This is a genomic window from Taklimakanibacter deserti (genome assembly GCA_003574785.1).
Genome location: QORU01000013.1, coordinates 36,315 through 57,462 on the forward strand (window position 1 = coordinate 36,315; position 21,148 = coordinate 57,462).

Genomic DNA, 21,148 nt, shown 5'->3' on the forward strand with positions numbered 1-21,148 from the left:
GCATGAGCTTTTGCACATTGGCGCGAAAATGGGAACCCATGCCTTTGCCCTCGCCCCGCTTTAGCGGGGAGAGGGTAGGGGCCCGACGCGAAGCGACGGGAAGGGTGAGGGGCTTGTATCCGATTGCACACAGGCCCCTCACCCTTCCCATTGCTTCGCAATGGTTCCCTACCCTCTCCCCGCTAAAGCGGGGCGAGGGCAAAGGCGCCGTTCTCAATCGTTGCTAATTCAATCTAAGCCCGCTTTCGCGATGGAAGACATGGATGTCGGCGGTCTTGGCCGTGATGATCCGGGCATCGCCGGGCGAGAACTGCGGCCGGTCCAGCGTCAAGAGCGTCACGCGCTCCTGGGCGGCATCGAGCGTAACTTGCGTGCTCATGCCCAGGGGTTCGACGACCGCCACCGTCGCGGCAATCCCTGATCCGGCGAAATGCAGATGCTCCGGCCTGATGCCGATCACCACTTCCTGGCCTTCAGTGGCTGTCGTAGAGGCCGGAAGCGCCAGCAGCGCGCCATCGGCGAGGCGGGCCGACCTCTTCTCGATGACCGCGTCGAAGAAATTCATCGTCGGCGAGCCGATGAAGCCCGCGACGAAGATATTGGCGGGGCGATCATAGAGCTCGAGCGGCGCTCCCACTTGCTGGATGACGCCGTCATTCATCACCACGATGCGGTTGGCCATGGTCATCGCCTCGACCTGGTCATGGGTGACATAGATGGCGGTCGTCTTGAGTTGCTGATGCAGCGCCTTGATCTCGGTGCGCATGGTCGAGCGCAATTTGGCATCGAGATTGGACAGCGGCTCGTCGAACAGAAAAACCTGGGGCTGGCGCACGATGGCGCGCCCCATGGCGACGCGCTGGCGCTGGCCGCCGGAAAGCTGCTTCGGCAGGCGCTCGAGCAGGCTGCCGAGGCCGAGCTTCTGCGAGGCGGCGCCGACGCGTTCGCTGATCATGGCCTGAGGGCTCTTGCGCAAGTTGAGGCTGAACGCCATGTTCCGCCGCACATCCATATGCGGGTAGAGCGCATAGGACTGGAACACCATGGCGATGTCGCGATCCTTGGGCGCCACGTGATTGACCTCCCGTTCGCCGATACGGATCTCGCCGCCATTGATGGTCTCGAGCCCGGCGATGGATCTGAGCAACGTCGACTTGCCGCAGCCCGACGGGCCGACGAGCACGACGAACTCGCCATCGGCGATGTCGAGATCGATCGATTTGAGCACCGTGATCGGTCCGAAGGCCTTGTGGACATTGCGCAGGGAAACGGAAGCCATGATTAGCCCTTGACGGCGCCGGCGGTGAGGCCGGTGACCAGATAACGTTGCAGGAACAGGAAGAACAGGCAGACCGGGATGAGGGCCAGCACCGAGGCCGCCATCATCTGCCCCCAGTCGACGGCGAATTTGCCGATGAAGGTGAGAAGCCCGACCGAGAAGGTCTTCTGGCTCTCGCTGTTGATCAGCATCAGGCCGAACAGCAACTCGCTCCAGGCGGCGGTGAAGACGAAGGCAACGGTGGCGCCCATGCCGGGCAGCGTCAAGGGCAGGATCACGCGCCGGAGCGCCATGAGGCGCGTGCAGCCGTCGATCATCGCCGCTTCTTCCAAATCCTTCGGCACGCCGTCGAAGAAGGACTGCATCAGGAAGGTCGCGAAGGCGATATTGAAGGCGGTGTAGATGATGATGAGCCCATAGAGACTGTCGGTGAGGCCGATCTGGCCCATGATCCGATAGATCGGCGGGATCACCATCACCAAAGGAAAGGTCTGGGTGAGAAGCAGGACGAGGCTCACCATGGCCTTGCCGCGGAAGCGGAAGCGCGACAGCGCGTAGCCGGCGAAGGACGCGACCGCGGTGACGATCACCGCCGTCGCCACCGAGACCAGGATGCTGTTGAGGAAATAGCGCGGGAAGTCGGTGGCCTCGAGGACGCTCGCATAATTGGCGAGCGTCATGCGGCTCGGCCACAGGCGGATGCCTTCGCTATAGAGCAGATCCTGCGGCGTCACCGAGATCTTGATCGTCCAATAGATCGGGAGCAGCGCGAAGGCGACATAGGCGGCGACGGCGGCGTAAAGGCCGATCTGGCCGAGGAGGCGCTGGAGGAGGGACTGGCCGGGCATGTCAGGTGTCCCTCAGAAGCGCGCGCCGCATCTGGATGACGATCAGCGCATAGGCGATGAGAAGCACGAGCAGGAGGACGGCGATGGCCGAGGCATAGCCCTTGTCGAGCGATTTGAAGGCCGAGACATAGATGTAGGTGGCGATGGTGTTGGTGGAGCCCGCCGGCCCTCCCGCCGTCATGACATAGATGAGATCGGCGAAGGTCGCGATCCACACGGTGCGCAGCATCACGGTGATGGCGATGGTGGGGGCGAGGAAGGGGAGCGTCACCTTGGTGAATTGCTGCCAGGGCGAGGCGCCGTCGATGGCGGCGGCCTCATAGAGCTCGGAAGGAATGGATTTGCGCGCCGCGAGCAGCGTGATGGCGAAGAAGGGGATGCCGAACCAGACATTGGCGATGATCGGCCCCCACATGGCTGTTGCGGGATCGGCCAGGATGGTGACGGGCTCGGCTTGAAGGCCGATCGCATGGAAGACATGCGGCAAGGGGCCGATGAGCGGATTGAACAGCCACGCCCAGGTGAGGCCGGTCAGGAAGATCGGTACCGCCCAGGGCAGGAAGACGAGGCCTTGCACCAGCTTCTGGCCGTGGAAGGGCCGGTTGAGCAGGAGAGCGAGGCCGAGGCCCAAGAAGAACTGCAGAGCGAGGCTCCAGACCGTCCACCAGAAGGTGTTGATGAGCGCGCCATGCAGGACGGGATCGCCGAGCATCGCACGGTATTGGCCGAGGCCGACGAATTCCGAGCGGAAGGCCGAGAACTTGCGGAAGGAATAGCCGATGCCGATGATGAGCGGCACGATGAGGATGGTGAAGATGATGACGAGCGCCGGGCTCAGATAGAGCCACGGTTCGAGCCACCGGCGCCGGTCGGCTTGCCGCTGCAATCCCCCAATGTCTTCGACGAGAACTGTCATTTCATGCTTTCCCCTTCTCCTGCGCGGGACGCGTGGGAGAAGGTGGCCGAAGGCCGGATGAGGGCTCTTTCGTGCAGCGCACTTTGATTTTAAAGAACAGTTCTAGCTGAGGCAAAGAGCCCTCACCCGCCCTCCGGGCACCCTCTCCCATTGCTACGCAACGGGAGAGGGGAAGATTCAGGTGACAGCTTTCGCTTTCTACCATTTACCTACTTATTGCTTTCCATCCATTTCTTCTGCTCGGCGGTGAGGAAGGTGGCCCATTCATCCGCCACTTCCTTCGGGCTGCGCTTTGCGAGCAGGATCTGCTGGAAGCCGGTCGGCACCATGGAATCATAGAACACGCCCAGATTCTCGAGATGCGTCGGCGGCGTCACGAACACATATTTGTCGGGGTTCGCGAGTTCCTCGAACCAGCCCTTGAACTGCTCGGTCTTGAAATGCGCATCCTGGTCGGCGCCATTGTGGATCGGCAGCACGCCCACCACCTTGGCCCATTCGAGATTCTGCTTGTTGGAGGACAGGAACTCGATGACCTTCCAGGACTCCTTCTTGGCCGGGCTGTCGGCGAACATCGACCAGCCGGCATAGCCCAAGGTCGGATAGGACTTGCCATTGGGACCGACCGGCATCGGCGCCACGGCGAAATCATCGGCCTTCATCTTCTCGGCGATGCCGATCAAGGCATCCGGATCCTGGTCGAGCATGGCGCATGTGCCGGTATAGAAGCCGGTCACGATCTCGTTGAAGCCCCAGCTCACGCTGTCCTTCGGCACGAGACCGTTCTTGTACATGTCCTGCAGCATCTGCAGCGCCTTGACCGAGCCTTCCTCGTTGAAGGTCGAGGTGCCGTCCTCGTTGAAGAAGCCGGGCTTGCCGTCCATGATGTTCATGAACATCTGGATGCCGCCGAAGGCGCCGGGGCCGCCCCTCAGGCAATAGCCGTATTTGCCGTTGCCGAGGCCTGAGATCTTCTTGGACGCATCGATGAACTCATCGATCGTCTTCGGCGCTTCTTTGAGGCCGGCTTCGGCGAAGAGCTTCTTGTTCCAGAACATCGCGCGGGCGTAATAGCCATAGGGAATCATATATTGCGTGTTCTTGACGGTGGAGCCGAAAACCTTGGCGCGGTCGCCCAAGGTTCCGAATTCCGGCCAGTCCTTCATATAGGGGCCGAGATCCTCGAGCTGGCCGTTATTGCCATAAAGGCCCATCCAGCGTTCCGGCATCTCGACGATGTCCGGTGTCTCACCCGCCTGCACCATAGAGAGGAATTTCTCGAAGGCCTGGCCCCAGGGCAGCGACACGATCTCGACCTTGATGTCGGGATTGGCCTTCTCGAACTCATCGAGCTCCTTGCGCAGGAATTCGGTGCGCTGCGGGCTGGTGATCACCTCCACCAGTTGCACCTTGGTCTCGGCCGAAGCAACGCTCGCCAGAGCGGCGATGCCGGCGCCGAACATGATTGTCTGCAGCAGTCTTTTCATGTGGTCTCCTCCCTTGTTGGTTCTCACGTCACACTCTTCGCCAGGGCGTTCTCGAGATCCGCCCACAGCGTCTCGGCATCCTCCAATCCGACATGCAGCCTGATCGCCCGCGGGCTGACGTTGAAGCGGTCGAAGGAATTGACGCCCGGCGTCTGCGCGAGCGATGCAGCGACCGGCACGACAAGACTCTCATGCCCGCCCCAGCTGACGCCGAGGCGGAAGAATTTCAAGAGATCGGCGAAGCGCGGGATGTCGATCGCCTCATCGACCTCGAAGGTGAAGAGGCCGGTGAAACCCGACAAGGTCGCGCGCCCCGGATGGTTGGAATAGACCGGATGATGGATCTTGGTGACATGCGCATGTCCGCGCAGGCGCTCGGCAAGAGTGAGCGCGCTTTCCATATGGCGCTTGAGCCGGAAGGGCAAGGTGCGCAGGCCCCGCGTGAGAAGGAAAGCCTCGAGCGGCGACAGCTTGGCGCCGAGGAAAGGATGGGTGAGCTCGTTGATCCGGGCGATGAGCGCCGTCGAGCCTGAGACCACGCCCGCCACCGTGTCGCTGTGGCCGCCGATATATTTGGAGGCGGAATGGAGCACCAGATCGACGCCATGGGTGACAGGCTTCTGGAAGATCGGCGTCGCCCAGGAATTGTCCATGACGGTGATGATGCCCTGGGCGCGGGCAGCCTTGGCGAGGCGCCCTATGTCCTGCAGCTCGAAGACCATGGAAGAGGGGCTTTCGAGATAGAGGAGCCTGGCCCCGGGAAGGGCTGCCTCGACCGCCTCGGCATCGGACCCGTCGACATAGTCGACCGTGACGCCGAAGCGCGGCAGGAGCTTCTCGAAGAAGCGATAGGCATCGCCATAGCAATTTCGCACCGCGAGGATGCGGTCGCCCGAGGAGACGATAGAGAGCACGGTCGAGCTGATCGCCGCCATGCCGGAAGAGAAGGCGCGGGCGGCCTCGGCCTGCTCGAGGGCGGCGATGCGGCGTTCGAAATCATGCACCGTCGGATTGCCGACACGGCTGTAGATGTAGCCATTGCGCTCGCCGGCAAAGGCGTTGCGCATTTCGGCATAGTCTTTGAAGGTGAAGAGCGAGGTCTGGTAGATCGGTCCGACGACGGGGTCGTGGAGATGCGGCGCATCATCGGTGACGATGAGCGAAGCGGCTGCGATGGCGGCGTCCGCGGCGTCGGTCATGCGGCTCTCATGCTTCATTTGGATAGGCCTCGCGGATTTCCTCACCGACGCTGTCGATGATCTTGAGCGCTTCGGCGCGCGCCGCTTCCGGATCGCGCCGCGCTATCGCGTCAAACATGCTGCGGTGGAACGGGAAGGACGCCTCGGCGAAATTCGGCAGCTGCAGCGGGTTCTCCCAGAACTGATGCACCAGGTCGCGCATCGACTGGATGATCTGGGTGAAGAGCGGATTGCCGGTCGCCTCGATGATCGACTGGTGATATTCCCAGTCCTCCTCGGAGGAATTGCCCTTGGCATGGGCGCGCTCCATGCGGTCGAGCGCCGTCTCGATCATGGCGATGCGGTCGGGCGAAGCGGAAGCGGCGCAAATGGCGGCGGCCTCGCCCTCGAGCGCGCGGCGCACCTGCAAGCCATAGAGCAGGCTCTTGACCTTCGATGACTGGCTGAGGACCAGCGGCACATGCAGGATGTTGCGCCCGACCGCCTTGCGCAGGAAAACGCCCGAGCCTTTGCGCATCTCGACGATGCCGAGCGCCTCCCAGCGCTTCAGGGCCTCGCGGACCGTGGGCCGGCTGACTTCCAGCCTTTCGCACAGCATGCGCTCGGAAGGGAGTTTTTCCCCCAGCGCGATGTGGGCTTCCTCGACATAGGCCGCCAGCGCATCAATCACAGCAGAGTCAAGGGTTTGGCTCTTGACCGGACCCAGAAAAGCAGACGGCGCAGGCTTGGATTTCAAGACGCTTCTCTCTCTGTCCTGACTTCAAGCGGTCAGGCTGTCAGACCAGTTGAGTCAAGCTTCAAGAGGGAGAAAAGTCAAGCTCCAATCAGGAACCGCTAGCGGTTCGCCGGCGTCCGGCCGTAGAGCAGGAGCATCGCGATGATGACGACGCCATAGATGATCTGCCGCCCCGCCTCCGGCATCTGCATCACCGACAGGATCGACTGCAGGAGCGTGATCAGGATGACGCCCGCCACGGTGCCGAGATAGGAGCCGCGGCCGCCGAGGATCGACGTGCCGCCCAGCACCACGGCGGCGATCGAAGGCAGGAGATAGGTGTCGCCCATCGACTGCGCCGCCTTGGATGCATAGCCCGCGAGCAGCACGCCGCCAAAGGCGCTGAGCCCGCCTGAGACGACGAAGGCGATCAAGACGACGCGGCGCGTGTCGATGCCGGACATGTAGGCGGCGCGCTCGCGATTGCCGATCGCATAAACGCTGCGGCCGAAGGTCGTGCGGGTCAAGGCGAAGACCGCCGCGGCGCCGATCAGCGCCCAGATGATCACCGCATTGGGCACGCCCGGTACGAGGAAGCCTGTCGCGATGTAGCGCATCGCGGTTGTGGCTGAATCCTGGGGCGAGAAGCCGCCGGTATAGACGACCATCAGCCCTTGCGCGACCGCGTTGGTGGCGAGCGTGATGATCATCGATGGGATACGCAGATAGGCGACGCCAACGCCATTGGCCAGGCCGATCGCCATGCCGCACAGGATGCCGAAGGGAATGGCGAGCACCTCGCCGACATGACCGAAAGCGGCAGCGGCACAGGCCATCATGCCGCCGACGGCCACCGACCAAGGCACCGACAGGTCGATCTGGCCGAGCAGGATGACGATCATCATGCCGGTGGCGATGACGCCCAGGAACGAGGCCACCTTCAATTGCTGCAGAAGATACTCGACCGACAGGAAGCTCGTCGAATAGATGCTGCCCACGGCGAGCAGCAGCAGGATGCAACCGAAAGCGGTGGCGACCGCCGGATCGATGCGGCGAAAGAATTTCGGCAGGCGGCGCTCCATCCCGCGTTCTCCAGTGATATCGCTCATCCGAACCACTCCAGCCGATTGCGGACACGGAACAAGCCGAAGGCGCCGAGGCTGACGGCGATCAGCAATACTACGCCCTGGAACAGCGGCTGCCATAGCGGGTCGAAATCGAAGACGAAGAGGAGATCGCCGATGGTGCGGAAGGCGAATGCGCCGAAGATCGCACCGATGACGCTGCCCTTGCCGCCGAAGAGCGATACACCTCCCAGCACCACGGCGGCGATGGAGAAGAGCGTATAGGCATTGCCGCTCGCATAAGCGGCCTCGCCCGTATAGGTGAAGAAGGTGAGAAAAAGGCCGCCGATCGCGGCGAGGAGACCTGCGAGCGCATAGGCCAGGAATTTCGCCCGGCGTATCGGCATGCCGGACATATAGGCCGCGGGCTCGGACGAGCCCGAGGCATAGGCGGCGCGGCCCAGCACCGAACGGCTGAACGGCACCCAGACCACCAGCACCACGGCAGCGAGCGCAACGAGGCTCGCCGGGATGCCGCCAAACAACTTGCCGGTCAAGGCGTCGGCCAGGCCCTCATTCACCGAGCCACCAGGGTAGGGCCGCAGCAGCAGAGCGATCCCGAAATAGGCGGCCCCGGTGGCGATGGTGGCGACGATCGGCTGCAGCCGGCCATAAATCACGATCAGCCCGTTGAGGATGCCGCAGGCGAGACCTGAGCCCAGCACCGCGATCACGCCCAGCGTGGTTGCGCCGGCCCCGCCGACGACAAGCCAGGAGGCGAGGCAGTTGGTGAGGATGAAGATCATGCCGACGGAGAGATCGATGCCGGCGGTGATCACCACCAGGGTCTGCGCCATCGCGACGAAGGCGAGGAGCACGCTCTTATTGGCGGCGGTCTGCACGACATTGGCGGTGAAGCCCGCCGGATGATTGGCGACATAGATAGCAAACATGACGGCGAAGATGCCGATCGCCATCAAAGTCTGGCGCTGCTCGGCCAGCCAGAAGCGCCATTCCTTCATATGCGGACCTCCTTCATCCGCGCCTGATCGACATTGAGGGCGCTGGCGACCAGCGCGCGTTCGGTGAGGCGGTCGCCCGAGAGCTCGTTGACGACGCTGCCATTGTAAAGGACGAGCACGCGGTCGCAGCAGCCGATCAGCTCGTCATAGTCGGTCGAATAGAACAGGATCGCAGCACCCTGATCGGCGAGGCGGCGCAGCAGCGCATAGAGCTCCTGCTTGGTGCCGACATCGATGCCGCGGGTGGGGTCGTTGAGCAGGATCAAACGCGGACTGCGCATCAGCCATTTGGCGATGACGACTTTCTGCTGATTGCCGCCCGACAGAGCGCCGACCGGGATGTCTAAACCGGCGGTCTTGATGTCGAGCAGGCGCACCATCCCGTCGATGAGCTCCTCCTCCTTGTCGCGGTCGATGATGCCGCGGCGCGCCACGCGGTCGAATGCGGCGATGGAGAGGTTCTCGCGCACGGTCATCGGCAGCATGAGACCCTCGGTCTTGCGGTCCTCCGGAATGAGCGCCATGCCGATACTCTCGTGGCAGGCCTTGGCCGGACCGGTGATGGGTTGGGGCTTGCCATCGATGAGGATCTCTCCCGTGGTGCCACGCAAAACGCCGAACAGAGCGAGCAGCAGATCGCGCTGGCCCTGGCCATCGAGACCGCCCAGGCCGACGACCTCGCCTTCGCTGACCGTCAGCGAGATATTGCGCAGGCGATCGTCCCAACCGAGATCGCGGCATTCGAGCACCGGCGGTTCAGGACGGGAAACATGCACGGGCTTCGCGGGAAAGACATTCTTGTATTCGCGCCCGATCATCATCTCGACCACTTCGGTCTCGCTGCGGGTGCCGGCCTTATAGGTCGCGACATTGCGGCCGTTGCGGAAGACCGTGCATTCATCGGCGAGCTCGGCGATCTCATGCATGCGATGCGAGATATAGAGGAGCGCCATGCCCTCCGCGCGGAATCTCTTCAGGACGGCGAAGACCTTAGCGACGTCGCCGGCCGTCAAGGCCGAGGTAGCCTCGTCGAGAATCAGAATCTGCGGCTTGCGGGCGAGGGCCTTGGCGATCTCCACCATCTGGCGGCGCGACAGCGGCAGATCCTTCACCAGGGTGCGCGGATGGATGTCGTCGGCGCCGGCGCGCGCCAGCGCTTCGCCGGCGATGACGCGCTGCGCCTGACGGTCGATCAGGCCGAAACGGCGCGGCGGGTTGGAGATGCAGATATTATCGGCGACGCTCAGATCCGGGATCAGCGACAGTTCCTGGAAAACACAGGCGATGCCGGAAGAGGCGGCTGCGGCGGGCGATGCGAAACTCACCTCGCGGCCATCGAGAAGGAGGCGGCCTTCATCGGGCGCGACGACGCCGGCCATGATCTTGATAAGTGTCGACTTGCCGGCGCCATTCTCGCCGAGGATGGCGTGGATGCGACCGGGCATGACGGTGAGCTCGGCCTTTTCAAGCGCACGCACGCCGCCATAATATTTGGAGATCCCCGACATGCTGAACAGCGGGGGCGCCGTTGCGGTTTCCTGACTCGTCATGGGACCTTCCAGCAATCGGAATCCTGCGCCGCGGCATGCAAGCCGCGGCGCAGAGATCGAAACGAGTTCTACTGGTTCTCTTTCGACTGTCCCATGATTTCCTGCGCGGAGAAATTGATCCCGCAGGTGGGGAAGGAATTGCCGACGAAGAAGTTATCAGACTGGTCCGGAAAGAAGTCCTGGCCGTCCTTGAAGTTAGGGTCCTCGACGATGGCGAGCGGCAGCTTGACCGACTGCGGCACGACATTGCCTTCAAGTGCGGCGATGGCCGTCTTTATCGCCACCGCCACCTGGGCAGGACCCGTGCCGGCGGACGAGCATTTCAGGCCTTCGCCCGCGAATTTAGCGCAGAACTTGCGGAAGCCGTTCTCGGTCTCGCCACCGAAGGGCACGAAGGGATGCTTGGCATCGATCATCGCCTGCACGACGCCGGTGTCGCCGCCCTGCGCGGTGATGCCGTCGAACTTCTTGTGCACGGCGATCGCGTCGGCGGTCGCCTTCTGGGCGGTCGGGTCGTCCCATTTGCCGAGCACTTCGACGACTTCCCACTTCTTGCCGGTGGCGTCGAGCGTCTCATGGATGCCGTTGTGGCGGTCGGTGTCGACCGAGGTGCCGGCGACGCCGCGCACTTCGAGGACCTTGCCGCCATCGGGCAGATGCTTGGCGAGCCAGTTCGCCCACAGAACGCCCAAACCCTTCTGATCGACATTCACATTGATCGCATCCTGGGTGTCGAGGATGTTGTCGAAGGCGACGAGAACGACGCCGGCCTCCTTGGCGCGCTTGATGACGGGAGCGAAGGCGGTTGGGTTTTGGGCGTTGACGACGATCGCATCATAGCCCGAGTCGATGAAGTTGTTGATCGCCGAGATCTGTGCCGGCACGTCCTCGCCGGTCGAAACGACCTTGAATTCCTTTAGCTTGGCGGCGACATCGGGCTGCGCCGCATAGGCCTTGGCGGTCTGGATCATCTGGATGCGCCAGGTATTGGCGATATAGCCATTGGCCAGGGCGATGCGATAGGGACCGTCCTTCTTCGGGTATTTGTAGAACTTCGTCTGGTCCGTCCATGGCACGAAGCAATCGGGCTCCGAGGCGGGGCCGGCGACGGCTTCAGGTCCGGCGGCCAATGCGGCCGTATAGGCAAGGCTCAGAGAGAACGCTCCCGCAATGGAAGCAAGGCACGCCCTTTTCACTGTAGAGATCATGGATGGTTCCTCCCAAACGCCATTCTCGAGTTGGCTTAAAAGCTCTCGGTGGGGGGACGGCCCGGTGATTATTCTTATTGCGGCAAGCGAAAAAGAGGTCGGTCCGGCCATCGGAGCCAGCATGAAGGTATTATATGATGAAAGCGCTGTCAATTGCGATTGCCTGAAGGTAAAGATATGAGGGGAGCATGATGCATATGCCGCGAAAGCAGCGCCGGCCGCGCAGCAAATTGTCGGATGTAGCGCTTCGTGCCGGGGTGAGCGCGGTCACGGTGTCGCGCGCCTTGCGCCGGCCGGAAATGGTCTCGCCGCACTTGCGCGAGCGCATCGAGACCGCGATCAAGGATCTGGCCTACATTCCCAATCGCGCGGCCAGCATCCTCGCCTCGTCGCGCTCCAATGTCATCGGCGTGGTCGTCTCCTCGCTCACCAATGGCGTCTTCGCCGATTATTTGCGCGCCCTGCACGACATGTTCCAGCCCAAGGGCTTCCAGGTCATGGTGCTGAACAGCCGCTATTCGCCGCTCGAGGAAGAGAAGGCGATCGTGACGCTCTTGGGCCAGCGCCCGGAAGCGCTCATCCTCACCGATGTCGACCAGACACCCTATGCCCGCGAGCTTCTGGAACATGCCGGCATCCCCATCATCCAGACCATGGGGCTGACCGACAGACCGGTCGACATCAATATCGGCATCTCGCAATTCGAGGCGGGCGGACTCGCGACGCGGCACCTGCTCGATCTCGGTCACCGGCGGATCGGCATCATTGCGGCGCGGCTCGATTCACGCACGCGCAATCGCGTGGCGGGTTATGTCGATGCGATGAAGAAGCAGGGCCTCCATGACGAGAGCCTGATGGAATGGAGCACGCTGCCATCTACGGTGAAATTGGGGGCCGAGCTTTTCGAGACGCTGCTCGCCCGCCGCTCCGACCTCGAGGCGGTGTTCTGCGGCAATGACGACCTCGCTCTCGGCGTCCTGTTCGAATGCGGCCGCCGCGGCATCGCCGTTCCCGACGCCTTGTCGGTCGTGGGCTTCAACGACCTCGAATTCGCCGCCAGCGCCTATCCGGCGCTGACGACCATCGCCGTGCCGCGCCACGAGATGGGCCGGCTCAGCGCCGAGATCATCCTGGAGATCATCCGCGGATCGGGCAAGCGGCCGTCGGCGTCGCGCATCGATCTCGGCTTCAAGCTCAGCCTGCGCGCCAGCACAAAGCCATCGGCGTCCGCTGCTGGCCGGAAACTCTCCCGCTCGATTTCAACCGGTCCGGCCACGTAGAATATCCGCTGCAGGTTGATCGCAGCAAAATTATTGCATTGAAATGCCAATAACTTTCGTCTGCCTGAGGCATTTGCCGTAAAATAGAGAAGGAATCTCGACACGCGTCGCCCATTTGGAGGTCTTTCCGATGAATGACGATACCGCTCCTGTCGGCCCGGATTTTGCGCTTGGAGTTCCTGTGAGCGACATTCCCGATGACGGCTGCCTTGCCGGGCATGTCGGCAAGAAAGAAGTGTTGCTGGTCCGGCGTGGCGAGGAATTTCTCGCTGTCGATGCCCACTGCACGCATTACCATGGCCCGTTGGCGGAGGGGATACTGGTCGGGGACACGGTTCGATGCCCCTGGCATCATGCCCGCTTCGACTTGCGTACAGGCGAAGCCATCGGCCCGCCGGCGCTGAGCCCGCTTGGATGCTGGGATGTGGATCACAGTGACGGCAAGGTTTACGTCAGGCGAAGGCGTCCATCGGCAGGCCCGGAGCCGCGCCGGAAGAGGCCGCGAAGGACGGACCCGGAGAGGATCGTAATCATCGGAGGCGGCGCGGCGGGATTTGCCGCCGCCGAGATGCTGAGGCGGGAGCAGTATCGGGGCGGTCTCGTGATGCTCAGCGCCGACAGCGCGCCGCCGGTCGACCGCCCGAATCTTTCGAAGGATTATCTCGCCGGCAGCGCGCCCGAGGATTGGCTGCCGCTTCGTCCAGAGACCTTCTATTCCGAGAACGATGTCGATTTACGGCTTGACGCGAAGGTGGTCGACATCGATGCGCGGTCGCGGGACGTTGCGCTCGGAGACGGGAGCAGCATCGGCTACGATCGTCTGCTGCTCGCGACAGGTGCTGAGCCTCGCAGGTTGTCGGTTCCCGGATCCGATCGATTGCCCGTTCTGACACTGCGCTCTGTTGCGGACTGCCGCACCATCATCCGGCATGCCCAAGGGGCGCGGCGAGCTGTCGTTGTCGGCGCGAGTTTCATCGGGCTCGAAGTTGCCGCGGCTTTGCGGGCGCGTGACATCGAAGTTCATGTTGTCGCTCCGGAAAAGCGACCGATGGAGCACATTCTCGGGCCCCAGATGGGTGAGTTCATTCGCGCACTGCATGAGGAGCATGGAGTAGTGTTCCACCTCGAGGACAAGGTCAGCCTGATCGACGGTCTGCAGGTCAGGCTGGGGAGCGGTCATAGCCTCAGTGCCGACTTCGTGGTTGCGGGTGTCGGCGTCTAGCCGAGGATCGACCTCGCTGAGCGAGCCGGACTGGCTATCGACGGAGGTGTCATCGCCGATGCTTTTCTTGCCTCGACTGTGCCGGATATTTTCGTGGCAGGCGATATTGCACGCTGGCCCGATCCTCACAGTGGAGAAAGCATTCGGGTCGAGCATTGGGTCGTTGCGGAGCGGCAAGGACAAACAGCAGCACGCAATATGCTCGGATATCAGGAGAAATTTACCGCCGTTCCGTTTTTCTGGAGCCAGCATTACGATTTATCGATCAACTATGTGGGTCACGCCGTCAAATGGGACGAGATCGCAATCGAGGGCGAGATCGCATCCAGAGACTGTGTTCTCCGCTTCAAGAATGATGGGCGCAGCGTGGCGGTTGCCTCGATCTTCCGGGATGTCGACAGCCTGGAGGCCGAACTGGCAATGGAGCGCGGCGTGAGTTGATGCACCGGCGCTAGTCAGAAGCGAGCTTGGCCGAGACCTCGTCCGCGATGGCAAGGCTCGCGGTGAGACCGGGGCTTTCGATGCCGAAGAGATTGACGAGACCGGCAATGCCGTGATCGGCGGGGCCTGAGATCACGAAATCGGCGGCAGGCTCGCCTTGTTTCGAAAGTTTTGGCCTTATGCCGGTATAGCCGGGCTGCAGCCGGCCATCGGCGAGGGCCGGCCAGTAGCGGCGGATATCGGCATAGAAGGATTGGCCGCGCCGCTCATCCAGCGTGTAGTCGATACGGTCGATCCATTCGACGTCGGGCCCGAAGCGCGCCTGATGACCGAGATCGAGCGTCAAATGCACGCCGAGCCCGCCATCGACGGGGACGGGATAGATGAGCCGCGAGAAGGGCGCCTTGCCGGTGAGCGTGAAATAGCAGCCGCGGGCGAAAGTGAGCGGCGGAATATGCTGCGCCGGGAAGCCTTTGAGCTTGCCGGCGACATCCTGCGCCCCGAGTCCCGCCGCGTTGATGACGCTCCGCGATAAAAATTCATAAGCCGTCCCATCACCCGTCACCGTGCGCAGGACGATGCCCTCGGGCGTGATCCGGCCTCCTTCCACTTTCGTTTCGAAGGCGAAGACGGCGCCCTTCGCCTCGGCATCGCCCTCAAAGCTCAGCATCAGCGCATGGCTGTCGATGATGCCGGTCGAGGGCGAGGAGAGGGCGGCGACACAGGCAAGCTCGGGCTCCAGTTTTTGGGCCGCCGCCTGGTCGAGAAGGACGAGATCATGCACGTCGCAAGCCTCGGCCGCCGCCCTGATCTGCCGGAGTTTTGGCAATTGATCATCGCTGGTGGCGACGATGAGCTTGCCCAGGCGCTCATGGCCTATGCCGCGCTCCCTGGCATAGGCATAGAGCCGGTCACGCCCCCTGACGCAGAGCCGCGCTTTCAGGCTGCCTTTCGGATAATAGATGCCGGCATGGATGACTTCCGAATTGCGCGAGCTCGTCTCCGTGCCGATGCCTTGAGCGGCATCGATGACGAGCACGTCGCGGCCAGCGAGCGCTAGAGCGCGCGCGACGGCGAGGCCGATGACGCCGGCGCCGATGACGGTGCAGTCGATTCTATCCACGCGACTAGACTACCCTCGCCAGAAATGTGAGCCAGACTCTCCCCACTCGTCATGGCCGGGCCCCGACCCGGCCATCCAGGCTCGACGCCATACAGCTGCTGCATGGATGGGCTGGATGGCCGCCTCAAGGGCGGCCATGACGAGTTGGGGCTTAGTGCACACGCTGTTCGGCCGCATGTCCAGCGTCGCCGAAATAGGCCTCGGTGAGCGCGGTGCCGTCGCCGAGCGAGGCCTTCGTCTCATGCAGCACGATCCTGCCGTTGCGCATGACATAGACGCGCGAGGCGAGGTCGGCGACGCGTGCCGTCGACTGCTCGATGACGAGGAGCGTCATGCCCTTGGCGTTGAGCTTGCGCAAGGCGTCGTAGACCTGGTCGATGACCAGAGGGGCGAGGCCGAGCGACGGCTCATCGATCATCATGAGCCGCGGCTTCTGCAGGATGGCGCGGGCGATGGCGAGCTGCTGCTGCTCGCCGCCCGAGAGATAGACGGCAGTGCTGCTGTAGCGCTCGCGCAGGATCGGGAAGAGGGTCAGCACCTCGTCGAGATCGGCGCGGATCTGCTGGCGGTCGTCGCGGATCGTGGTGCCGAGCGACAGGTTCTCGGCGACGCTGAGCGTGCCGAAAATATGCCGGCCCTCGGGCACGAGGACGAGGCCGCGCCGGCAGATCTCCTCAGGCGCCTGACCTGAGATCGCCGCGTTTTCGAAGGCGATCGATCCCGCTTCCGGCCGCTGCAGGCCGGAAATGGTCTTGAGGAGCGTTGATTTTCCGGCACCATTCGGCCCGATGAGGAAGACGACCTCATTCTCCTGGACCTCGAGCGAGATGCCTTTGATCGCCGAGACGCGCCCGTAAGAGACCTTAAGTTCTTCAACCTTCAGCATTTCCTCTCCCTGGCGCCGGCGGACCCGTTTGTCCACGGATCAAATGTTCATTTTCGGACTCGTTTCATTTGACAAGTCTTGATCTAAAAACTAGCCTGTCCTCTGTCCACAGTCTACAGAAGACTGATAAACACAAGAAATGGCGCCCCGCCCGGGGTGCCGGCAGGGAGCCAGATATGATCTCTTTCCGATCGACCCTTCGCGCCGCGGCCATTTTCGGCACGGCGCTGTTCTCGCTGAATTTCGCGGCTGAAGCCGAGGAGAAGCCGATCCAGATCGGCTTCGCCATCGCCGAATCCGGCTGGCTGCATAATTATGACGGCCCGCCCTTCAAGGCGGCGGTGATGCAGATCGAGGAGATCAACAAGGCGGGCGGCCTCAACGGCCGCAAGATCGAATACAAGGTGATCGACACCAAAACCGAGCGCGAGCGCTCGGCGACGGCCGGCGCCGAACTCGTCGAGGCGGGCGTCGATCTCCTGGTCGTCTCCTGCGACTATGATTTCGGTGCGCCCGCGGCGCTCGCCGGCAACCAGGCCAAGATCATCACCATCAGCCTGTGCGCCGCCGATCCGAAGATGGGCGTGCAAGGTGTCGGCCCCTATGCCTTCACCGCCAACAGCGCCGCCCAGTCGGAAGGCATCGCCATTGCCGAATGGGCGCAAAAGAAGCTCGGCCTCAAGACGGCCTATGTGCTGGAAGACCTGACGATCGAATACAACAAGTCGTCCTGCGCCGGCTTCCGCGCCGCCTGGATCAATGGCGGCGGCGAGGCCTCGATCCTCGGCGATGACACGTTCAAGAATGACGACCCCTCGATTGCCGCCCAGATCACCAGGCTCAAGAGCCTCAACCCGCAGCCCGACGCCGTCTTCGTCTGCAGCTTCACCCCGGGCGGCGCCTCGGCGGTGCGCCAGATCCGTGCCGCCGGCGTCGACCTGCCGATCCTCGCCAACACCGCGATGGTCGACAATTACTGGCTGAATTCGGCGCCTGGCCTCAAGAACTTCTATCTCGCCGCCTTCATGTCGCTCTATGGCGATGACCCGCGGCCCGAGATGAACAAGTTCGTCGAAGCCCACAAAGCGCGCTGGGGCGAGGCGCCAGTGTCGTCCTATTCGGTGCTGGGCTACAGCCTCATCGAGCAATGGGCGCATGCGGTCAAGCAGGCCGGCGGCACCGACTCCGACAAGGTGCTCGAGGTCATGAACAGCTACAAGGACCAGCCCTTCCTGGTCGGGCCGACCTCCTACACGCCCGAGCTCCACATCCAGACGGCGCGTCCCTGGCTCATCATGAAGGTCGAGAACGAGTCCTTCCACGCGGTCGAAATCTACCGCAACAGCTTCACGCCCTCGATGGAACTGCTGTTCCGCGTCGGCAACTGAGGCAAGCGCATCGGCCTGCCGTGCACAGCGGCAGGCCGGTTCGGAGACGGGACTGATGAGCACGGTTGCACAGGATAGCGGCCTTCATGCACGCGACGTGCATGTCGCCTTTGGCGGCCTGAAGGCGCTGAAAGGCGTCGACCTGAAGCTGAAGCGCGGCGAGGTCCTGGGCCTCATCGGACCGAATGGCGCCGGCAAGACCACGATGGTGAACGTGCTGACCGGCTTCCAGGCTGCGACCTCGGGGGATGTGACGCTCGACGGCCGCTCGCTCAGCGGTCTCGGGCCCCGCAATGTGGCGCGCGCCGGCGTGGCGCGGAGCTTTCAGGCGGCGCGCCTGTTCCGCGATCTCACCGTCCGCCAGAATCTCGAAGTCGCCGGGATCGGCTCGGGCCGGAAGCGCAAGGCGGCGCGCGCCCTGGCCGACGCGCTGCTCGACTGGATCGGCTGTGCCGGCAAGGCGAACCTTTTGGCCGGCAGTCTTCCTTATGGCGATGAGCGCCGCATCGGCATCGCCCGCGCGCTCGCTTTGTCGCCCAAATATGTGCTTCTCGACGAGCCGGCCTCGGGCATGAACGACCAGGAGTGCGATGCGCTAATGCGGCTCATCGCCGAGATACCCGACAGGTTCGACTGCGGCGTGCTTCTGATCGAGCACAATATGCAAGTGGTGATGGGGGCCTGCCGGCGCGTCCATGTTCTCGACAACGGCAAGAGCCTGGCCGAGGGGACGCCGGCCGAGATGCGCGCCAATGCCGAGGTCAGACGCGCCTATCTCGGCACCAAGTCCGATCACGGCCAGCTGATCTGAGGGCCCGATGCTGAATTTCATCCAGGTCCTCTTCGATGCCGCGGCGCTTGGCAGCCTCTATGCCCTGGTGGCGCTCGCCATCGGCCTCGTCTTCGGCATCATGCGGCTGATCAATTTCGCGCAAGGCGACTATCTCACCATCGGCGCCTATTCGCTGGTGGTGCCGACCGCAAGCGTGACGCCGCCCTTGCTGTTCGGCGCTTTACCCTGGCCTTTGATGGTGGCGGCGGTCCTCGCCACCTGCATGATCGCCGCCTTGCTCACCGAGCGCATCGCCTTTCGCCCCTTGCGCAACGCCAATCCGGCGACACTTCTCATTTCGTCCTTCGCGGTGAGCTATTTCCTCCAGCATGCGCTGATGCTCGTCCATACCGGGCGGCCGAAATCGGTCGCCATCGGCGCATCGCTCGCCCAGGCCATCGACATCTTCGGCGTACGCATCCCGGGCCTGCAGCTCGTGACCATGATCACCACCGTGACCTTGCTCATCGGCTTCGTCATCCTGCTCAAGAAGACCGCGATCGGCATCCAGATGCGGGCCGCGGCGGAGAACTTCCAGATGGCGCGCCTGCTCGGCGTCAAGGCCAACAAGGTCATCGCTTTCGGTTTCGCCTTGAGCGGCTTCCTCGCCGGCACCGTCTCGCTGCTGCTCGTCGCCCAGACCGGCACGCTCGACATCCGGATGGGCATCATGCCGGTTATCTATGCCTTCTTCGCCACCGTCATCGGCGGCATGGGCTCGCTTGCCGGCGCGGCTCTCGGCGGCTTCCTGGTCGGTGTGGCGAGCGTCCTGCTCCAGGCCTATTTGCCGCCCGACTTGCGTCCCTTCCGCGATGCCGGTGTCTTTGCGCTCGTCATCCTCATCCTGCTTGCTTATCCGAAGGGCCTCATCCCCTCGAGCGCGTCGAGGGAGCGGGTATGATGGCCTTGCGTCTGCTGAAACAGGCCTGGCCGATCCTCGGGCTTCTGCTGCCTCTGGCGCTCATCGTGTTCCTCGCCGAACAGTTCGGCTCGATCTCGGTCGAACGCTCGGTGACCGAGGGCTTGATCAAGATCGTCACCGTGGTCGGCCTCTACATCTTCATCGGCAATTCCGGCGTCGTCTCCTTCGGCCATGTCGCCTTCATGGCGATCGCCGCCTATGCCACGGCCTGGCAGACCTGCTGCTCGGCCTTGAAACCGATCACCATGTCGGGCCTGCCGGAGTTCCTGCGCAGCCATACCTATCCGGTGCTGCCCGCCGGCATCAGCGCGGCGACGCTCGCCGCGGTCGCCGCCTTCATCGTCGGCCTCGTCCTCATGCGCCTCTCAGGGATAGCCGCCTCGATCTCGACCTTGGCAGCGCTCTTCATCCTCAATGTCGTCTATTCCAACTGGGACAAGGTGACGATGGGCACGGCCTCGATCGTCGGCCTGCCCACCTATGTGACGCCCTGGGTCGCTTTCGCCTGCGCTGGCCTTGCCATGGTCATCGCCTATCTCTTCCAGGTTTCGAGCTGGGGCCTGACGCTCCGGGCGACGCGCGAGGACGAGGTGGCGGCCCGCGCCTCCGGCATCTCGGTCTATTGGATGCGCCTCGCCGCCTTCACCCTCTCCGGCTTTGTCATGGGCATGGCGGGCGTGCTCCATGCGCATTTCCTCGGCACCATCTCGGTCGACACGTTCTTCTTAGGACTCACCTTCATCACCCTCACCATGCTGGTGGTCGGCGGCATGAAGTCGCTCTCAGGCGCCGTCCTGGGGGTGGTTGTCATTTCCTTCGTGACCGACATACTGCGCCGCATGGAGGCGGGGATGTCCTTCGGCGGCGGGGAAGTGGCGCTCCCGGCGGGAAGTCAGGAAGTCGTGCTTGCGGTCGTCATGCTGCTGGTGCTGATTTTCCGCCGAGATGGCCTGACCAAGGGCCGCGAATTCGTCTGGCCATCCCTCAGCCGGCAAACCGGTTCTGGAGATGTCACATGACGATGGATGACGGCCGCAAATCTCATGCGCAGGGCTCGAAGGCCTTGCGCGACCAGGCGGCGGCGACGACGCTCGACCGCAACAGCCTCGTCGACCAGGTCGAGAACTTCCTGTTCAAGCAACTGGTGGCGGGACGCCTGCAGCAGGGCGAGCGGATCAACGAAGCCGAGCTCGCCCGCATCTTGGGCATCAGCCGCAACCCGATCCGCGAGGCGGTGCGCAAGCTCGAGGAGCGGGGCCTCCTGATCTCGATCCCGCATAAGGGCAATTTCGTCCGCCATTTCGAGCTCGAGGATGTGAACGACATCTTCACCTTCCGCATCTGCATCGAAAGTGCCGCGATCAGGGCGGCGCTGCCGCGCATGACGAACAGCGATTTCGACGGGCTGGCGCACATCGTCGACGCCATGGTGGCGGCGGCCGCGGCCAGCGACGAGAGGGCGCTGGTCGAGAACGACATCGCCTTCCATCACCGCATTTGCGAGCTTTCCGGCAGCCGCCATATCGCGCGCGCCTTCAACGACATCTATGCCGAGGTGCGCATGCTGATCACTCTGGTCGAGCACCGCTTCGAGAGCCTCAATGCCGCGGCCGTCGATCACTGGCCGGTGGTCGAGGCCCTGCGCACGCGCGATCCCGAGAAAGCCATTGCCGCCATGGTCACCCATATCAAGGACCCATGGGGGCGTATCGTCAAAGCCTACGAGAAGAAGAGCCCCGCCAAGCAGACGTGACGCGGAAGTTTGA

Annotated in this window: 18 protein-coding genes and 1 pseudogene; 7 read left to right on the top strand and 12 right to left on the bottom strand. The window is 63.2% G+C overall.

Going from position 1 to position 21,148, the window contains the following annotated elements; genetic code table 11:
• Nucleotides 1-223 precede the first annotated feature (223 nt).
• The 10 genes from DS839_RS25480 to DS839_RS25525 all read right to left on the bottom strand — a co-directional run bounded on the left by DS839_RS25480 (nucleotide 224) and on the right by DS839_RS25525 (nucleotide 11,285).
• A complete protein-coding gene (locus DS839_RS25480; protein ID WP_119273312.1) occupies nucleotides 224-1,279 on the bottom strand; it encodes an ABC transporter ATP-binding protein in 1,056 nt (351 codons plus the stop codon).
• Between the two features lie 2 nt (nucleotides 1,280-1,281).
• Nucleotides 1,282-2,127, bottom strand: coding sequence for a carbohydrate ABC transporter permease (locus tag DS839_RS25485; RefSeq protein WP_119273313.1), 846 nt, complete (start codon nucleotides 2,125-2,127; stop codon nucleotides 1,282-1,284).
• 1 nt (nucleotide 2,128) lies between these two features.
• Nucleotides 2,129-3,043 (bottom strand): carbohydrate ABC transporter permease, encoded by a 915-nt coding sequence (locus tag DS839_RS25490; protein ID WP_119273314.1) that lies wholly within the window; start codon nucleotides 3,041-3,043, stop codon nucleotides 2,129-2,131.
• Nucleotides 3,044-3,252: 209 nt separating this feature from the next.
• Nucleotides 3,253-4,530, bottom strand: a complete 1,278-nt coding sequence (locus DS839_RS25495) for an ABC transporter substrate-binding protein (protein WP_119273315.1) — start codon at nucleotides 4,528-4,530, stop codon at nucleotides 3,253-3,255.
• A gap of 23 nt (nucleotides 4,531-4,553) precedes the next feature.
• Entirely contained in the window at nucleotides 4,554-5,729 is a 1,176-nt protein-coding gene (locus DS839_RS25500; RefSeq protein WP_119273472.1) for a PLP-dependent transferase, read from the bottom strand.
• A gap of 7 nt (nucleotides 5,730-5,736) precedes the next feature.
• Entirely contained in the window at nucleotides 5,737-6,399 is a 663-nt protein-coding gene (locus DS839_RS25505; protein ID WP_368911915.1) for a FadR/GntR family transcriptional regulator, read from the bottom strand.
• Nucleotides 6,400-6,563: 164 nt separating this feature from the next.
• Complete coding sequence (locus DS839_RS25510; RefSeq protein ID WP_119273317.1) at nucleotides 6,564-7,553, bottom strand: ABC transporter permease; 990 nt, start codon at nucleotides 7,551-7,553, stop codon at nucleotides 6,564-6,566.
• Complete coding sequence (locus tag DS839_RS25515; RefSeq protein WP_119273318.1) at nucleotides 7,550-8,530, bottom strand: ABC transporter permease; 981 nt, start codon at nucleotides 8,528-8,530, stop codon at nucleotides 7,550-7,552. Before DS839_RS25515 ends, DS839_RS25510 begins: the two co-directional genes overlap by 4 nt.
• Nucleotides 8,527-10,080, bottom strand: a complete 1,554-nt coding sequence (locus DS839_RS25520) for a sugar ABC transporter ATP-binding protein (protein WP_119273319.1) — start codon at nucleotides 10,078-10,080, stop codon at nucleotides 8,527-8,529. The genes DS839_RS25515 and DS839_RS25520 overlap by 4 nt, the downstream gene beginning before the upstream one ends.
• Before the next feature lie 68 nt (nucleotides 10,081-10,148).
• Nucleotides 10,149-11,285 carry a sugar ABC transporter substrate-binding protein gene (locus tag DS839_RS25525; RefSeq protein ID WP_438816549.1) on the bottom strand — a complete coding sequence of 379 codons (1,137 nt, stop codon included), beginning with the start codon at nucleotides 11,283-11,285 and terminating at the stop codon, nucleotides 10,149-10,151.
• A 191-nt stretch (nucleotides 11,286-11,476) separates the two neighbouring features.
• On the opposite strand from DS839_RS25525, the gene DS839_RS25530 reads away from it, so the two are divergent.
• Entirely contained in the window at nucleotides 11,477-12,568 is a 1,092-nt protein-coding gene (locus DS839_RS25530) for a LacI family DNA-binding transcriptional regulator (RefSeq protein WP_368911916.1), read from the top strand.
• A 130-nt stretch (nucleotides 12,569-12,698) separates the two neighbouring features.
• A pseudogene (locus DS839_RS25535) lies at nucleotides 12,699-14,231 on the top strand (FAD-dependent oxidoreductase).
• Nucleotides 14,232-14,241: 10 nt separating this feature from the next.
• On the opposite strand, the gene DS839_RS25540 reads toward DS839_RS25535, so the two are convergent.
• Complete coding sequence (locus tag DS839_RS25540) at nucleotides 14,242-15,354, bottom strand: NAD(P)/FAD-dependent oxidoreductase (protein ID WP_119273320.1); 1,113 nt, start codon at nucleotides 15,352-15,354, stop codon at nucleotides 14,242-14,244.
• A 151-nt stretch (nucleotides 15,355-15,505) separates the two neighbouring features.
• Nucleotides 15,506-16,240, bottom strand: a complete 735-nt coding sequence (locus DS839_RS25545; RefSeq protein ID WP_119273321.1) for an ABC transporter ATP-binding protein — start codon at nucleotides 16,238-16,240, stop codon at nucleotides 15,506-15,508.
• Between the two features lie 176 nt (nucleotides 16,241-16,416).
• Here DS839_RS25545 and DS839_RS25550 point away from each other — a divergent pair, with 176 nt between their 5' ends.
• From DS839_RS25550 to DS839_RS25570, 5 genes are read left to right on the top strand one after another with little or no spacing between them, the layout of a single operon-like run.
• Entirely contained in the window at nucleotides 16,417-17,628 is a 1,212-nt protein-coding gene (locus tag DS839_RS25550; RefSeq protein WP_119273322.1) for an ABC transporter substrate-binding protein, read from the top strand.
• A 55-nt stretch (nucleotides 17,629-17,683) separates the two neighbouring features.
• Nucleotides 17,684-18,439 (top strand): ABC transporter ATP-binding protein, encoded by a 756-nt coding sequence (locus DS839_RS25555; RefSeq protein ID WP_119273323.1) that lies wholly within the window; start codon nucleotides 17,684-17,686, stop codon nucleotides 18,437-18,439.
• Nucleotides 18,440-18,446: 7 nt separating this feature from the next.
• Nucleotides 18,447-19,361: a branched-chain amino acid ABC transporter permease gene (locus DS839_RS25560; protein WP_119273324.1), complete on the top strand. Its 915-nt coding sequence runs from the start codon at nucleotides 18,447-18,449 to the stop codon at nucleotides 19,359-19,361.
• On the top strand, nucleotides 19,361-20,401 hold the full coding sequence (locus tag DS839_RS25565) for a branched-chain amino acid ABC transporter permease (RefSeq protein WP_368911917.1): 1,041 nt from the start codon (nucleotides 19,361-19,363) through the stop codon (nucleotides 20,399-20,401). Before DS839_RS25560 ends, DS839_RS25565 begins: the two co-directional genes overlap by 1 nt.
• Nucleotides 20,398-21,135, top strand: coding sequence for a GntR family transcriptional regulator (locus DS839_RS25570; RefSeq protein WP_119273325.1), 738 nt, complete (start codon nucleotides 20,398-20,400; stop codon nucleotides 21,133-21,135). Before DS839_RS25565 ends, DS839_RS25570 begins: the two co-directional genes overlap by 4 nt.
• Nucleotides 21,136-21,148: the final 13 nt, after the last annotated feature.

Coding starts and splice junctions, on each gene's coding strand:
- DS839_RS25515 (WP_119273318.1), bottom strand. CDS start 8,530: ATGAAGGAATGGCGCTTCTGGCTGGCCGAGCAGCGCCAGACTTTGATG.
- DS839_RS25480 (WP_119273312.1), bottom strand. CDS start 1,279: ATGGCTTCCGTTTCCCTGCGCAATGTCCACAAGGCCTTCGGACCGATC.
- DS839_RS25500 (WP_119273472.1), bottom strand. CDS start 5,729: ATGACCGACGCCGCGGACGCCGCCATCGCAGCCGCTTCGCTCATCGTC.
- DS839_RS25570 (WP_119273325.1), top strand. CDS start 20,398: ATGACGATGGATGACGGCCGCAAATCTCATGCGCAGGGCTCGAAGGCC.
- DS839_RS25550 (WP_119273322.1), top strand. CDS start 16,417: ATGATCTCTTTCCGATCGACCCTTCGCGCCGCGGCCATTTTCGGCACG.
- DS839_RS25495 (WP_119273315.1), bottom strand. CDS start 4,530: ATGAAAAGACTGCTGCAGACAATCATGTTCGGCGCCGGCATCGCCGCT.
- DS839_RS25545 (WP_119273321.1), bottom strand. CDS start 16,240: ATGCTGAAGGTTGAAGAACTTAAGGTCTCTTACGGGCGCGTCTCGGCG.
- DS839_RS25555 (WP_119273323.1), top strand. CDS start 17,684: ATGAGCACGGTTGCACAGGATAGCGGCCTTCATGCACGCGACGTGCAT.
- DS839_RS25565 (WP_368911917.1), top strand. CDS start 19,361: ATGGCCTTGCGTCTGCTGAAACAGGCCTGGCCGATCCTCGGGCTTCTG.
- DS839_RS25530 (WP_368911916.1), top strand. CDS start 11,477: ATGATGCATATGCCGCGAAAGCAGCGCCGGCCGCGCAGCAAATTGTCG.
- DS839_RS25485 (WP_119273313.1), bottom strand. CDS start 2,127: ATGCCCGGCCAGTCCCTCCTCCAGCGCCTCCTCGGCCAGATCGGCCTT.
- DS839_RS25490 (WP_119273314.1), bottom strand. CDS start 3,043: ATGACAGTTCTCGTCGAAGACATTGGGGGATTGCAGCGGCAAGCCGAC.
- DS839_RS25510 (WP_119273317.1), bottom strand. CDS start 7,553: ATGAGCGATATCACTGGAGAACGCGGGATGGAGCGCCGCCTGCCGAAA.
- DS839_RS25560 (WP_119273324.1), top strand. CDS start 18,447: ATGCTGAATTTCATCCAGGTCCTCTTCGATGCCGCGGCGCTTGGCAGC.
- DS839_RS25520 (WP_119273319.1), bottom strand. CDS start 10,080: ATGACGAGTCAGGAAACCGCAACGGCGCCCCCGCTGTTCAGCATGTCG.